The following is a 13,977-nucleotide window of genomic DNA, read 5'->3' on the forward strand; positions in this document are numbered from 1 at the left end:
ATTGACGCGGCGCGGAAACGGCATGCAAGGTCTGGCGCGGCACCTCAGACCGCCGCCGCAAATCCGACCCCGCCGCAAAGGAGCAACGGACCATGCGCATCTCCCGCAGAGCCTTCGCCCTCGCCGCTGCCGCCGTCCTCGCCCTGCCGCTGAGTGCCTGCGGTTCCGGGGAGGACGGCGGCGGATCCTCCGACGCCTCGGGCAAGGTCGAGGGCGACATCACCTTCCAGACCTGGAATCTGCGCGCGAACTTCAAGTCGTACTTCGAGGGCGTCATCGCGGACTTCGAGAAGAAGTACCCCGACACCCATGTCAAGTGGATCGACCAGCCGGCCGAGGGCTACGCCGACAAGATCAGTGCCGACGCGGCCGGCGGCACCCTCCCCGACGTCGTCAACGTCTCCCCGGACCTGGTCGCCCCGCTCGCCAAGGCGGGCCTCGCCCTCGACCTCGACAAGGCCGCGGCCAAGTACAGGCCCGAGTATCTGGACGGGGCCTGGGCCAGTCATCAGATACCGGGGATGACCGGGACGTACGCCTTCCCCTGGTACCTGAACACCGGGCCGCTCTTCTACAACAAGTCCCTGTTCGAGCAGGCCGGCCTCGACCCCGAGCAGCCGCCGACGACGTACGACGACCTCTTCGCCGACGCGCTGAAGATGGCGCGGCAGAGCGACGGCAAGGTCGCCACCCTCGCCAACGTGCCGACGATCGAGGACTTCGGGCGCTACGGCGTGGAGCTGATGAACAAGGCGGGGACCGGGTTCGCCTTCAACGACACCAAGGGCGTCGAACTGCTCACCAAGTACAAGGAGTTGTACGACGCCAAGGCGCTCGACCCGCAGGCGCTGACCGCGACCCCGGAGTCCTCCGGCAAGAAGTTCCTCACCGGGGCCGTCGCCATGAACCCCGGCAGCGCCCTGGACCTGGACAACTTCAAGAAGCAGGCGCCGACCCTGTACAAGAACATCGGCATCACCGACCAGATCACCAGCACCGGGCACGTCAACATGTACGTGATGGGCGTGATGGTCAACACGAAGACCAAGCACACCCCGGCCGCCGTCGCCTTCGCGCACTTCGTGACCGACGCGCGGAACCAGATGTCCTTCGCCAAGCAGGTCGCCATCTTCCCCAGCACCGCCGGCTCCCTGGACGACCCGTACTTCACCAAGGAGGACGGCACCGACGTGACCCGGGTTCGGATCGCCGCCGCCAAGTCCCTGAAGAACGCGGTCAACTACACGCCGGTGCTGTTCAGCGACCAGATGAAGACCGCGCTGCGCAACGAGGTCGCCAAGGCCTTGCAGGGCAAGGAGAGCCCCGAGGCGGCCCTCGACAACGCTGTCAAGGCCTGCGACACCCTGCTCCGGCAGCAGGGGTGACGCGGATGGCCGGTGTCTCGCGGGTGCGGCGTCAACTGCCCACCAGCCCCTGGTTGTTCGCCGCCCCCGGGCTGCTGGTCGTCGGCGCCTTCGTGCTCTATCCGTTCGTCTCCACAGTGGTCAACTCGTTCACCGACCGCCGCACCCTGATCCCGGGGGAGTTCGTCGGTCTCGCCAACTTCCGCGAGCTGATCCACGACGACATGTTCTGGACCGGCCTGCGCAACAGCACCCTGTACGTCCTCGGGGTGGTGCCCGCCCTCGTGGTGCTGCCGCTGCTGCTCGCCCTGCTGGTGCAGAAGAACATCCCCGGCATCGCCTTCTTCCGGTCGGCGTTCTACACCCCGGTCGTCGCCTCGATCGTCGTGGTCGGGCTCATCTGGGTCTGGCTGCTCGACGAACGCGGGCTGGTCAACTCCCTGCTGGAGACCGTCGGGATCGGCCGGATCGGCTTCCTCAGCGACCAGTGGCTGCTCCTGCTGAGCGCGATGGCGGTCACCGTCTGGAAGGGCCTCGGCTACTACATGATCATCTATCTGGCGGCGCTCGCCAACGTCCCGCGCGAACTGCACGAGGCCGCCGCCGTCGACGGCGCCGGAGCGGTGCGCCGCTTCCTCGCCGTCACCGTGCCCGCCGTGCGCTCCACGATGGTCCTGGTCGCCGCGCTCTCCTCGGTCGCCGCCTTCAAGGTGTTCTCCGAGGTGTACCTGATGGCGGGCCCGACCGGCGGCCCGGCCGGCGAGGACACCACCCTCGTGATGCTCGTCCAGCGCACCGGCACCGGACTCACCGGCCGGGTCGGCTACGCCTCGGCGCTCTCCGTCGTCGTCTTCGTGGTGACGGTGACGCTGATGCTCCTCGTGCTGCGCGCGGACCGCAGGGAGCGCCCATGAGCGTGACCGACGAGCACGGCCGCCGCGTCCGGGTCGGCGAACTGGTCCTGCGGTACGCGCTGCTCCTGCTCGTCCTCGCGGTCACCGTCGGCCCGTTCCTGTGGCAGCTGTCCACCTCGCTCAAGGGCCCGACCGAGGACATCTTCAGCTCGCCGCCCAGCTTCCTGCCCGAGCACCCCACCCTGCACAACTACCAGCGGGTCGCCGACACCATCCCCGTCTGGGACTACGTGCTCAACTCGCTGAAGGTCGCGAGCGCGAGCGTCGTCACCAACTGCGTCGGCTCGGCACTGGCCGGCTACGCCCTGGCCCGGCTGCGCTACCGGGGCCGCCGGATCACCACCCTGGTCTTCATCCTCGCGATGCTCGTGCCGGTGGAGGGCATCATCATCGCCCAGTTCACCACCATGCGCGAACTCGGCCTCAACAACACCCTGATCGGCGTCGTGCTGCCGGGCTCGGTCGGCGCCATGAACGTGCTGCTGATGCGCAACGCCTTCCTCAACCTGCCCTACGAGATCGAGGAGGCGGCCTACGTCGACGGCGCCAACGTCTGGCAGCGGTTCCTGCGGATCGCGCTGCCGGCCGTCAAGGGCACCGTCGCGGTCGTCGCGATCTTCGCCTTCATGGGCGCCTGGGACGACTTCCTGTGGCCGCTCATCGTGCTCAGCGACCCCTCCAAGTTCACCCTCACCATCGGCCTCAACTACCTGCACGGCACCTTCGCCAACGACGAACGGCTGGTCGCCGCCGGCACCGTGATCGCCGTGGCCCCGCTGATCGCCCTGTTCGCCTGCCTCCAGCGGTACTTCTTCCGCGGGGTCGGCGAAGGCGCCGTCAAAGGCTGAACCCCCGTTCCCGCAAGGAGACCGCACATGCCTCCTGCCCTGCCGCGCTTCGGCGTCAACTACACCCCCAGCGAAGGGTGGTTCCACCACTGGCTCGACTTCGACCTGGACTCGGTCCGCGCCGACCTCGACTCGATCGCCGCGCTCGGCCTGGACCACATCAGGGTCTTCCCGCTGTGGCCCTACTTCCAGCCCAACCGCACCCTGATCCGCCCGCGCGCCGTCGAACAGCTCCTCGCCCTCGCCGACGCGGCCGCCGAACGCGGCCTGGACGTCAACGTCGACGGCCTGCAGGGGCACCTGAGCAGTTTCGACTTCCTGCCCGCCTGGACCCGCACCTGGCACCGGCGCAACCTCTTCACCGACCCGGAGGCCGTGGACGCGGAGGCCGCCTATCTGCGCACCCTCGCCGCCGCCCTCGCGGACCGGCCGAACTTCATCGGCATGACCGTCGGCAACGAGGTCAACCAGTTCGCCGCCGGCCCGCATCCGGATCCGGACCGCATCACCGAGCAGGAGGCGGAGCGATGGCTGGTACGGCTGCTCGCCGCCTGCGCCGAGGGTGCCCCGGACAGGCTCCATCTGCACGCCTCCTACGACGCCGCCTGGTACCAGGACGACCAGCCGTTCACCCCCGCCCACTCGGCCCGGCTCGGCGACCTCACCGCGGTGCACTCCTGGGTGTTCAACGGCACCGCCCAGCGCCACGGCCGCACCGCCCCGCAGACCGGCCAGCACGGCGCGTATCTGGTGGAGTTGAGCAAGGCCTGGGCCGACCGGCCGGACCGTCCCGTCTGGCTCCAGGAGGTGGGCGCGCCCGCCCCGCTGATCCCCGCCGAGCACGCGGCCGCCTTCGCCGAGGCGACGATCACCGCCGTACTGGACTGCCCCGACCTGTGGGGCATCACCTGGTGGTGCTCCCACGACGTCAGCCGCGCCCTCGCCGACTTCCCCGAACTCGAATACGGTCTGGGCCTGTTGACCAACGACCGCAAACCCAAGGACATCGCCCACGTCCTCGCGGCGGCCGAGCCGACGACGGCCACGGCCCGCCGCACGGCTCTCGTCGTACCCGCCGACCCGGCCCTGCGCTCCCGGTGCGCACCCGGCGGACCCGTCTTCGACGCCTGGTTCCGGCTCGCCGCCGACGGCGCCCGCCCCACCACCGTCCTCGACACCCGCGCGTCCGACCGGGACCATCTCACCGCGCGCGGCATCACCGAAGTCGTCACTCCCGACCAGGTACTCCCCACCCCACAAGGAGGCACCCGCTCGTGAACCCCAGCAGACGCACCGTCCTGATCGCCGCCACCGCGGCGGCCTTTCTACCCACCCCCGCCACGGCCGCGACCTCGAAGGCCGCCGAGGCCGCCGCCACGGCCAACCCGCCGTACGCCGCCTACTTCTACCCGGACTCCTTCCCGTCCGGCAGTCCCGGCACCGGGATCACCTGGCGCAGCCTGAAGACCTGGACGGCGGCCGGCGACCCCGACCTCGCCTTCAACGCGGCCTCCGTTCCGCTCGCCGCCCGCTTCACCCCGACCCCCGCCAACACCACCGCCCGCTCCGGGCAGGCCCTGGTCCAGTCGCTGGTGTCCTTCGGCCCCACCTCCAGCAACCCCTCCCAGGGCTCGGCCACCGCCGACTACTACGCCCTCACCCACTGGGCGTACCTCGACGAACTGGTGTTCTGGGGCGGCTCGGCCGGCGAGGGGCTGATCCTCGCCCCGAACGCGCCGATCGTCGACGCCGCCCACCGGCACGGCGTGCCCGTCCTCGGCAACATCTTCCTGCCGCCCACGGCCTACGGCGGCCGGCTCCAGTGGACCCGCGACCTGGTCCAGAAGGACTCCGCCGGGCACTACCCCCTCGCGGACCGACTCGTCGCCCTGGCCGCCGCCTACGGCTTCGACGGCTGGTTCGTGAACGCCGAGACCAGCGGCGGCAACACCGCCCTCGGCACCGACATGCTCGGCTTCGTCACCGAACTGAAGTCGCTCGCGGCCGCCCAGGGACAGCGTGTCACCTGGTACGACGCGATGACCGTGAACGGCACGGTCAGCTGGCAGGGCGCGCTGAACAGCCAGAACCAGGCCTTCTTCCAGGCCGCCGACGACATGTTCGTGGACTTCCGGTGGAGCACCTCGACCCTCGCCTCCTCCGGCACCAAGGCGGTCCAACTCGGCCGCAGCCGCTACGAGTTGTGGGCCGGTGTCGACGTCGAGTCCAACGGCTCCAACACCTCCGTGAACTGGGACGCGATCGTGCCCGCCGGCTCGGCACACGTCACGTCCATCGGCTTCTACCGGCCCGAGTGGACCCGCAACCACCTCCCCACCACCCGCACCCCCGGCGACTTCCACGCCGCCGACGACCGGTTCTGGACCGGGCGGTCGCTGGATCCCTCCCAGCCCGACAGCACGGATCCCTGGCGGGCGCCGGCCGTGTCGGTGGCGGACCGGTCGACGGTGTCGGCGGTGCCGTTCGCGAGCGTCTTCAACACCGGGCACGGACTGCGCTGGTACGAGGAGGGGCAGGTCACCTCGGACGCGGCCTGGAACCACCTCGGGCTCCAGGACCGGCTGCCCTCCCGGCGGTGGGCGGTACGGACGGCGGGCACCAGGCCGACCGTGACCTTCGACTTCGCCGACGCCTGGCGCGGCGGCAGCAGCGTGCTGGTGGCCGGTGACCCGGACCAGCCCGTGGTGCTGGACCTGTACACGACCCGGCTGCCGATCTCGGCCGGGACGGTGGTCGAGCTGACGTACCGGACCGACGCCGGCGGCGTGGACGTCGAACTGGCCGTCGCCACCGCCGAGCCGGACAGCGCCGGCGCGGCACCGCCGTACACCTATCTGCCGGTGGAATCGGGCGACGACGGCTGGTCGACCGCGACCGTCCCGATCACCGGCCTCTCCGGCACCGTCCACGCCCTCGGCGTCCGCCTCACGGCGAGCGCCGGACCCGTGCGGTGGCGGCTCGGCGGGATCGCCGTGCGGGACGCGGTGAGCACCCCCGGCGCGCCCACCGCCCCGCGGATCACCGCGGCGAGCGGCGGCGACCTCCGCCTCGCCTGGGACCCGGCCCCCGGCGCGGTGCGCCACCACACCCTGCACCGGCTGCTGCCCGACGGCTCCCGGCGCTTCCTCGGCGCCACCGGCCAGCGGGCCTTCTACCTCACCGGGCTCCAGCCGGAGCAGGGCGAGGACGCGGCACGGTTCGAAGTGCGCGCGGTAGGGGAGCTGTACACCTCGTCGGACCCCGTGACCGTCACGCACACCTGGTAACCGGTAACGAACAAACGGAGCACCCCACATGCATGACGACCGCAGCCTGGTCGAAGCCCGCCTGAGGCGCGTCCTCGACGAGCGCATCCGCCCCGCCGTGTACCCCGAGTCCGTGCCGCTCGACGTCGCCGTCTGGCACGCCCCCGGCGAACCCGTGCCGGTCGACGAGGGGCTCGCGGCCGAGCCCGAGCCGATCGCGGTGGGCGCCCGGTGGGGTGCTCCGTGGGGCACCAGCTGGTTCCGGGTGACCGGAACCGTCCCCGAGGAGTGGGCGGGCCGCACCGTGGAGGCCCTGCTCGACCTCGGCTTCGACGAGAACATGCCCGGCTTCCAGTGCGAGGGCCTGGTCTACCGGCCCGACGGCACCCCGGTGAAGGGCCTCAACCCACGCAACCAGTGGGTCCGCGTCGGCACCCCGGCCGAGGGCGGCGAGGAGGTACGGCTGCACATCGAGGCCGCCTCCAATCCCGTCATCCTCGACTACCACCCCTTCCGGCCCACCCTGCTCGGCGACAAGGACACCGCCGGCCAAGAGCCGCAGTACACGCTCACCCGCATGGACCTGGCCGTCTTCGACGAGACCGTGTGGAACCTGGTCATCGACCTGGAGGTGCTCGGCGAGCTGATGGCCGAACTGCCGGCCGACGGCGCACGCCGCTACGAGATCCTGCGCGCGGTCGAACGCGCCCTGGACGCCGTCGACCTCCAGGACGTGGGCGGTACGGCGGCCCGCGCCCGTTCCCTCCTCGCCGACGTCCTCGCCGTGCCCGCCGCGCCCTCCGCCCACCGGATCAGCGCCGTCGGACACGCCCACATCGACTCGGCCTGGCTGTGGCCACTGCGCGAGACGGTCCGCAAGGTCGCCCGCACCACCGCCAACATGACCGCCCTCATCGAGGACGAGCCCGACTTCGTGTTCGCCATGTCCCAGGCCCAGCAGTGGGCGTGGGTGAAGGAGCACCGGCCCGAGGTGTGGGCGCGGGTGAAGAAGGCGGTCGCGGAGGGGCGGTTCGTGCCGGCCGGCGGGATGTGGGTGGAGTCGGACACCAACATGCCCGGCTCGGAGGCGATGGCCCGTCAGTTCGTGCACGGCAAGCGGTTCTTCCTCGACGAGTTCGGCATCGAGAACGACGAGGCCTGGCTGCCCGACACCTTCGGCTTCGCCGCCGGACTGCCCCAGATCATCCGGGCGGCGGGCTCGACCCGGCTCCTCACCCAGAAGATCTCCTGGTCCCAGACGAACAGGTTCCCGCACCACACCTTCCAGTGGGAGGGCATCGACGGCACCCGGATCTTCACCCACTTCCCGCCCGTCGACACCTACAACTGCTCGATGAAGGGCAGCGAACTCGCCCACGCGGCCCGCAACTTCAAGGACAAGGGCCGGGCCCGGCACTCCCTCGCACCGACCGGGTGGGGCGACGGAGGAGGCGGCACGACCCGCGAGATGGTCGCCAAGGCGGCCCGGGTACGCGACCTGGAGGGCGCGCCGGCCGTCGTCTGGGAGACCCCCGAGGCGTTCTTCGACAAGGCCCAGGCCGAGTACCCGAACCCGCCCGTCTGGGTCGGCGAGCTCTACCTCGAACTGCACCGCGCCACCCTCACCAGCCAGGCGCAGACCAAGCAGGGCAACCGGCGCAGCGAACACCTCCTGCGGGAGGCCGAACTGTGGGCGGCCACCGCCGCCGTGCGCACCGGATTCCCCTACCCCTACGAGGACCTGGACCGCATCTGGAAGACGGTCCTGCTCCACCAGTTCCACGACATCCTGCCCGGCTCGTCGATCGCCTGGGTGCACCGCGAGGCCCGGGCGACCTACCGGCGGATCGCCGCGGAACTGAACGAGGTCATCGACGCGGCCCAACGGGCGCTGGCGGGGGAGGGGGACCGGCCCCTGGTCTTCAACTCGGCCCCGCACGGCAGGAACGGCGTGCCCGCCGCGGGCGCGGCCGTCGCCCAGCCCCCCGGTGGCGTGACCCTCTCCGAACGGCCCGAGGGCGGCTACGTCCTCGCCAACGGCCTCCTGCGCATCGAGATCGACGCCCGCGGCCTGGTCGTGTCCGCCTACGACCTCGACGCCGACCGCGAGACCGTCGCCCCCGGCACGGCCGCCAACCTCCTCCAACTCCACCCGGACTTCCCCAACATGTGGGACGCCTGGGACGTCGACGCCTTCTACCGCAACGCCGTCACCGACCTCACGGACACCGACGAGCTGACCGCCGACGACCAGGGCGTCCGGATCGTACGGTCCTTCGGCTCGTCCCGGGTCACCCAGGTGCTGTCACTGGCACCCGGCGAACGCCGGCTCCTGATCGACACGGAGGTGGACTGGCACGAGACGGAGAAGTTCCTGAAGCTGGCGTTCCCGCTGGACGTGCACGCCGAACGGTACGCGTCCGAGACCCAGTTCGGGCACTTCCACCGCCCCACCCACACCAACACCTCCTGGGAGGCCGCCAAGTTCGAGGCCTGCAACCACCGCTTCATCCAGCTGGCCGAACCCGGCTGGGGCGTGGCCGTCGTCAACGACTCCACCTACGGCCACGACGTGACGCGCAGCGTCCGCACCGACGGCGACCGATCCACGACGACCACCGTCCGCGTCTCCCTCCTCCGCGCCCCCCGCTTCCCCGACCCCGAGACCGACCAGGGCATCCACCGCTTCCGGCACGCCCTGGTCCCGGGCGCCGACATCGCGGACGCCGTCCGGGAGGGATGGCGGATCAACCTGCCGGAGCGCGCACTGACGGGCGGGCAGGACGTGACCCCGCTGGTCACCGTCGACAACGAGGCGGTGGTCATCACGGCCGTGAAACTGGCCGACGACGGCACCGGCGACGTGGTGGTCCGCTTCCACGAGGCCCACGGCGGCAGAGCGCGAGCGACCCTCACGGCGGGCTTCGAGGTTTCGGAGGTCACGGCGACAGATCTGTTGGAGCGCCCACTGGACGAACGGACCCCGGACCGGGACGGCAACCGCGTTTCGCTGCGACTCCGCCCCTTCGAACTAGTAACGCTCCGCTTGGCGCCCCTCTAGGGGCGCGGGGAACTGCGCGCCCAGCCCCCACCCACCCACACCCGACATCACAACGGTCTAACCCCCTATCCGCTGTGCGCGCAGCCACTCCTCCACCTCACCGACATGCGCGGCGGCCGCCGCACGCGCCGCCTCCGGATCCCTGGCCACCAACGCCCGGTGGATCGCCGCATGCTCCCGCCGCGTCCGCGCGAACGCCCCCTCCTCCTGATACCCCCGCCACACCCGGGCCCGGAACGTCCGCGACGACAGCCCCTCCAGAATCGCGGCCATCGTGTCGTTCCCGGCCGCCCCCGCGATCACCCGATGGAACGCGAGATCGTGCGCGAGGATCTCCTCGGGATCGTCCGTCGCGTTCATCGCGGCAAGATGCTTCTCCACCTCGGCCAGCTGATCGGCGCTGATCCGCGCGGCGGCCAGCGCCGTCGCCGTCGACTCCAGCACCCGCCGCACCTCCAGCAGCTCCACCAGCCGAGGCCCGCGGGACAGATCGGCGACCACCCCGAACGTCTCCAGCAGGTCACCCGCCTCCAGCTGGGTGACGTAGATGCCGGAGCCGTGCCGGGCCTCCAGTACGCCGAGGACCGTCAGCGCGCGGATCGCCTCGCGCATCGAGCTGCGGGAGATGCCTAGCTGGGCGGCGAGATCCCGTTCCGTCGGCAGTCGCTGGCCCGGTTCCAGGCGGCCCTCCCCGATCATCGCCTTGATCTGCTCGATGGCGCGCTGCGTCACCGTGCCCTTCTGCGGGGCTGTCTCGTCCACACCGCTCCTCCTGTCGCCGGTGGGCCGCAGTCTAGCCAGCGAGGTGGTCGGACCACTATGGCTCGTTCGACGGGAAAATCGCGTCCGCAGGGTGTTGAAAGCGTCGAGTGGTCTGATAAGTATGCGGGCATCTGCTCGAACACGCTCGATGAGGAGCTGCCAGATGCCCGGCAGAACACTGAGGAAGCGGAACAGGTACCGGATCACCGGAGCGGCGGCCCTGGCCGTCGGTGCCTCGCTGATGCTCGCCGCGTGCGGCAGCACCAAGGACACCGGCAGCGGCAGCGCCGGTGGCGGCGGCACCGGCAAGGTCGGGGTGATCCTGCCCCTGCTGACCTCGCCGTTCTGGCAGTCGTACAACGACTACGTGCCGAAGATGGCGAAGTCCGAGGGGGTCGACGCGCTGAAGACGGTCAACTCCAACAGTGACCCCTCGCAGCAGATCACCGACATCAACAACGAGCTCAACCAGGGCGTGAAGGGTCTCGTCGTCGCCCCGCTGGACAGCGCCGCCATCGAGGCCGGCCTCGACCAGGCCGAGCGCAAGGGCGTGCCCGTGGTCGCCGTGGACGTGGCGCCCGACAAGGGCAAGGTCGCCATGGTCGTACGCGCCGACAACGTCGCCTACGGCGAGAAGGCCTGCGACTACCTCGGCGCGCACATCACCAGCGGCAAGGTCGTGCAGATCATGGGCGACCTGGCCTCGGTCAACGGCCGGGACCGCTCCGAGGCGTTCCGGTCCTGTGTGAAGAAGAAGTACCCGAAGCTCAAGGTCCTGGAGATCCCCGCCAAGTGGGAGTCCGACACGGCCGCCTCCCAGCTGGGCACCCTGCTCAACGCCAACCCCGACATCAAGGGCATCTACATGCAGGCCGGCGGTGTCTACCTCGCCCCGACCCTGCAGACCCTGAAGTCCAAGGGCATGCTCAAGACGGCCGGGCAGAGCGGGCACATAGTGATCGTCTCCAACGACGGCATCCCGCAGGAGTTCGACGCCATCCGCAAGGGCCAGATCGACGCGACCGTCTCCCAGCCCGCCGACGCCTACGCCAAGTACGGCATGTACTACATCAAGGCGGCGATGGAGGGGAAGACGTTCAAGCCGGGTCCGACCGACCACGACTCCACGATCGTCAAGCTGTCCAGCGGCATCCTGGAGGACCAGCTGCCCGCGCCCCTGGTCACCAAGGACAACGTGGACGACCCGAAGCTCTGGGGCAACACGGTCAAATGATCACGCCACTCGTTGAGGCCCGGGACATCGTCAAGCGGTACGGCCCCACCGTCGCCCTCGCCGACGGCCGGCTCACCGTGCTGCCCGGCGAGTCCCACGCCCTCGTCGGCCGCAACGGCGCCGGCAAGTCCACCCTGGTCAACGTCCTCACCGGCCTGCAGGCCCCGGACGAGGGCACGGTCCGCTTCGACGGCGAACCCGCGCCCGCGCTCGCCGACCGGGACGCCTGGCGGCGCAAGGTGGCCTGCGTCTACCAGAAGCCGACCGTCGTACCGGAACTGACGGTCGCCGAGAACCTGTTCATCAACCGGCAGCCGCTGCACCGGGGGTTCATCAGCTGGCGGCGGCTCCATCGGGAAGCCGCCGCGCTGCTCGACACCTGGGACGTGCACGTCGACCCCGAGGCCCGCACCGCCGACCTCAAGGTCGAGGACCGGCAGATGGTCGAGATCGCAAGGGCGTTGAGCTTCGGCGCCCGGTTCATCGTCCTCGACGAACCGACCGCGCAGCTCGACAACCGGGAGATCGAGCGGCTGTTCGGCCGGATGCGGGCGCTGCAGGACTCGGGCGTGACCTTCCTGTTCATCTCGCACCACCTCCAGGAGGTCTACGAGGTCTGCCAGACCGTCACCGTCCTCCGCGACGCCCGCTGGATCACCACCGCCCCCGTCGCCGACCTGCCCAGGGCCGCCCTGGTGGAGGCGATGGCGGGGGAGGCGGTGACCGGGCAGGAGCAGCGGGCGCGGGACGCGGTGCCCGCCGGGGCACCCGTCGTCCTCAGCACCAGCGGGCTCACGTCGGAGGCGTACGACGGCATCGATCTCACCGTCCGCGGCGGCGAGGTCGTCGGCCTGGCCGGCACCAGCGGCAGCGGCAAGATCGAACTCGCCGAGACCATCGCCGGGCTGCGCACCCCGACCGGCGGGACCGCGCGACTGCGGGACGAGCAGCTGCCGTTCGGCGACGTACGGGCCGCGCTCAGGGCCGGTGTCGGCTTCGTGCCCCGCGACCGGCACGACCAGGGCCTGGTCCCCGGCATGAGCATCGGCGACAACGCCACCATGACCGTGCTCGACCGGCTGGGCCGGCACGGGTTCGTCGGCACCGACCGCAAGCGCGGGTTCGCCACCGGGCTGATCGAACGCCTCGACATCCACGCCGAGGGACCCGAACAGCCCGTCTCCGACCTGTCCGGCGGCAACGCGCAGAAGGTCGTCATGGCCCGCGCCCTGGCCTCCGACCCCCGGCTGCTCGTCCTGGTCAACCCCACCGCGGGCGTGGACGTGAAGTCCAAGGAGTCCCTGCTGGCCCGGGTGGACAGCGCCCGCGAGGACGGCACCGCCGTGCTGGTCGTCTCCGACGAACTCGACGACCTGCGGCGCTGCGACCGCGTCCTCGTCCTCTTCCACGGCCGGATCGTCGCCGAGCACCCGGCCGGCTGGCACGACCACGAGCTGATCGCCTCCATAGAAGGAGTGGACCATGGCTGAGACCAAGGCTCCGCCGCTCACCCCGGTGCGCTCCCCGGACCCGCGCGCGGCCCGTACCGTCCTGCTGCGCCGGGCCCGTGAACTCGCCCTCGTCCCCGCCCTGTTGCTGCTGATGGTGCTCGGCGCGGTGGTCAACGACTCGTTCCTCACCGAGCGCAACCTGATCTCCATCCTCGGCGCCTCCGCGGCCCTCGCGATGGTGGTGCTCGCCGAGTCGCTGGTGCTGATCACCGGCAAGTTCGACCTCTCCCTGGAGTCGGTCGTCGGCATCGCGCCCGCCGTCGGCGCGCTGCTCGTGCTGCCCTCCGCGGAGTCCGGCTGGGGCACGGAGTTCCCGGCCCCCCTCGCCCTGCTGGCGATCCTGGTGGTCGGCGCGGCCGTCGGCGCCTTCAACGGCATCCTGGTCGTGAAGTTCAAGCTCAACGCGTTCATCGTGACGCTGGCGATGCTGATCGTGCTGCGCGGTGTGCTGGTCGGCGCCACCAAGGGCAAGACGCTGTTCGGGATGCCCGACAGCTTCTTCACCCTGGCCACCACCACCTTCCTCAACGTGCCCATGTCGGTGTGGCTGGCCGCGGTCGCCTTCGCGGTCACCGGGCTCGTCCTCAGGTACCACCGCGTCGGCCGCGCCCTCTACGCCATCGGCGGCAACGCCGACGCGGCCCGCGCCGCCGGTATCCGCGTCGACCGGGTGATGCTCGGGGTCTTCGTGGTGGCCGGGGTGCTCGCCTCGGTCGGCGGCATCATGCAGACCGGGTACGTGGGCGCGATCAGCGCCAACCAGGGCAACAACATGATCTTCACGGTGTTCGCGGCGGCGGTGATCGGCGGCATCAGCCTGGACGGCGGCAAGGGCACCATGTTCGGCGCCCTGACCGGCGTACTCCTTCTGGGTGTCGTCCAGAACCTGCTCACCCTGGCGCAGGTGCCGTCGTTCTGGATCCAGGCCATCTACGGCGGCATCATCCTGGTCGCCCTCATGATCGCCCGTGTCACCACGGGACGGGCGCAGGACTGATCCCCCGCGCCCCGAACTCC

General features: G+C 70.7%; 10 protein-coding genes. 9 read left to right on the forward strand and 1 reads right to left on the reverse strand.

Going from position 1 to position 13,977, the window contains the following annotated elements; genetic code table 11:
- Window positions 1–92: 92 nt before the first annotated feature.
- From ACIPSJ_RS33665 to ACIPSJ_RS33690, 6 genes are read left to right on the forward strand one after another with little or no spacing between them, the layout of a single operon-like run.
- Window positions 93–1,385, forward strand: coding sequence for an ABC transporter substrate-binding protein (locus ACIPSJ_RS33665; protein WP_401351457.1), 1,293 nt, complete (start codon window positions 93–95; stop codon window positions 1,383–1,385).
- Window positions 1,386–1,390: 5 nt separating this feature from the next.
- Window positions 1,391–2,278 (forward strand): sugar ABC transporter permease, encoded by an 888-nt coding sequence (locus ACIPSJ_RS33670; RefSeq protein WP_359225693.1) that lies wholly within the window; start codon window positions 1,391–1,393, stop codon window positions 2,276–2,278.
- Window positions 2,275–3,126 carry a carbohydrate ABC transporter permease gene (locus ACIPSJ_RS33675; protein ID WP_359225696.1) on the forward strand — a complete coding sequence of 284 codons (852 nt, stop codon included), beginning with the start codon at window positions 2,275–2,277 and terminating at the stop codon, window positions 3,124–3,126. Before ACIPSJ_RS33670 ends, ACIPSJ_RS33675 begins: the two co-directional genes overlap by 4 nt.
- A 27-nt stretch (window positions 3,127–3,153) precedes the next feature.
- The gene (locus tag ACIPSJ_RS33680) at window positions 3,154–4,404 is read left to right on the forward strand and encodes a glycosyl hydrolase (RefSeq protein WP_401351458.1); all 1,251 of its coding nucleotides are present in this window, start codon (window positions 3,154–3,156) and stop codon (window positions 4,402–4,404) included.
- Entirely contained in the window at window positions 4,401–6,413 is a 2,013-nt protein-coding gene (locus tag ACIPSJ_RS33685) for an endo-beta-N-acetylglucosaminidase (RefSeq protein WP_401351459.1), read from the forward strand. Before ACIPSJ_RS33680 ends, ACIPSJ_RS33685 begins: the two co-directional genes overlap by 4 nt.
- Window positions 6,414–6,441: 28 nt before the next feature.
- Window positions 6,442–9,453, forward strand: coding sequence for an alpha-mannosidase (locus tag ACIPSJ_RS33690; RefSeq protein ID WP_401351460.1), 3,012 nt, complete (start codon window positions 6,442–6,444; stop codon window positions 9,451–9,453).
- Window positions 9,454–9,510: 57 nt separating this feature from the next.
- Here ACIPSJ_RS33690 and ACIPSJ_RS33695 read toward each other — a convergent pair whose 3' ends face one another.
- Window positions 9,511–10,215, reverse strand: coding sequence for a FadR/GntR family transcriptional regulator (locus ACIPSJ_RS33695; RefSeq protein ID WP_359225707.1), 705 nt, complete (start codon window positions 10,213–10,215; stop codon window positions 9,511–9,513).
- A gap of 163 nt (window positions 10,216–10,378) precedes the next feature.
- On the opposite strand from ACIPSJ_RS33695, the gene ACIPSJ_RS33700 reads away from it, so the two are divergent.
- Genes ACIPSJ_RS33700 through ACIPSJ_RS33710 form a run of 3 tightly spaced genes read left to right on the forward strand, consistent with a single transcriptional unit; the run spans window position 10,379 to window position 13,957 of the window.
- Entirely contained in the window at window positions 10,379–11,449 is a 1,071-nt protein-coding gene (locus tag ACIPSJ_RS33700; protein ID WP_401351462.1) for a sugar ABC transporter substrate-binding protein, read from the forward strand.
- Window positions 11,446–12,939, forward strand: a complete 1,494-nt coding sequence (locus ACIPSJ_RS33705) for a sugar ABC transporter ATP-binding protein (RefSeq protein WP_401351463.1) — start codon at window positions 11,446–11,448, stop codon at window positions 12,937–12,939. Before ACIPSJ_RS33700 ends, ACIPSJ_RS33705 begins: the two co-directional genes overlap by 4 nt.
- A complete protein-coding gene (locus ACIPSJ_RS33710; RefSeq protein WP_355711111.1) occupies window positions 12,932–13,957 on the forward strand; it encodes an ABC transporter permease in 1,026 nt (341 codons plus the stop codon). Before ACIPSJ_RS33705 ends, ACIPSJ_RS33710 begins: the two co-directional genes overlap by 8 nt.
- The last annotated feature ends 20 nt before the right edge of the window (window positions 13,958–13,977 follow it).

This window comes from Streptomyces sp. NPDC090088 (genome assembly GCF_044747345.1).
Lineage (GTDB): Bacteria > Actinomycetota > Actinomycetes > Streptomycetales > Streptomycetaceae > Streptomyces.

Coding starts and splice junctions, on each gene's coding strand:
- ACIPSJ_RS33665 (WP_401351457.1), top strand. CDS start 93: ATGCGCATCTCCCGCAGAGCCTTCGCCCTCGCCGCTGCCGCCGTCCTC.
- ACIPSJ_RS33670 (WP_359225693.1), top strand. CDS start 1,391: ATGGCCGGTGTCTCGCGGGTGCGGCGTCAACTGCCCACCAGCCCCTGG.
- ACIPSJ_RS33675 (WP_359225696.1), top strand. CDS start 2,275: ATGAGCGTGACCGACGAGCACGGCCGCCGCGTCCGGGTCGGCGAACTG.
- ACIPSJ_RS33680 (WP_401351458.1), top strand. CDS start 3,154: ATGCCTCCTGCCCTGCCGCGCTTCGGCGTCAACTACACCCCCAGCGAA.
- ACIPSJ_RS33690 (WP_401351460.1), top strand. CDS start 6,442: ATGCATGACGACCGCAGCCTGGTCGAAGCCCGCCTGAGGCGCGTCCTC.
- ACIPSJ_RS33700 (WP_401351462.1), top strand. CDS start 10,379: ATGCCCGGCAGAACACTGAGGAAGCGGAACAGGTACCGGATCACCGGA.
- ACIPSJ_RS33705 (WP_401351463.1), top strand. CDS start 11,446: ATGATCACGCCACTCGTTGAGGCCCGGGACATCGTCAAGCGGTACGGC.
- ACIPSJ_RS33710 (WP_355711111.1), top strand. CDS start 12,932: ATGGCTGAGACCAAGGCTCCGCCGCTCACCCCGGTGCGCTCCCCGGAC.